Source organism: Lujinxingia vulgaris (genome assembly GCF_007997005.1).
Classification (GTDB): Bacteria; Myxococcota_A; Bradymonadia; order Bradymonadales; family Bradymonadaceae; genus Lujinxingia.
In genome coordinates, this window is the sequence record NZ_VOSL01000080.1 from 1 (window position 1) to 524 (window position 524).

Here is a 524-nt window from a genome sequence, read left to right on the forward strand (position 1 = left end):
CTGTTTGGCGGCTCCCCGTGGCTTATCGCAGCCTTCTACGTCCTTCATCGCTAGCAGACGCCCAGGCATCCACCGTACGCCCTTTGTCGCTTAACCACCGCATCGTCTACGACCCGAATCCCCAAGCTAATGAGGCTCAGATCATCGACGATGCTGCTTTGCTTTCTAAGGCGCATCAGTTTAGCGGCCACGCTCTTACCTGAAATGCTCCAGGTCGGCGCGGTCTGCCTGTGCAACCTCTCAAACGGGTCTCCCCGATGAAAGGTCACGCTCGTATCTCAAGCGTCTTCACGCTGAAATACACTAATGCGTTTACCATCCTATTGACTTGTCAAAGAGTTTGCCTGCTTAGAGGCAATTTATATTCAAAGGAATCCAGACAGGGCACGCTCAACACACTCTGGTGTCGAGCACTCGGGCGTTTTCAAACAAAGCCGTATCATGAGCCTCACTGTGAGGCATCTGACAGGTTCGGGTTGGGACACGGATGTTCTGCATCTTGAAGCATCGTAGATGATGCTTTC

General features: G+C 52.7%; 1 rRNA gene. It reads right to left on the reverse strand.

The features are described from left to right. Positions 1-96: ribosomal RNA gene (locus tag FRC96_RS15985) — 23S ribosomal RNA — on the reverse strand; the annotation flags it as partial. Between the last annotated feature and the right edge of the window lie 428 nt (positions 97-524).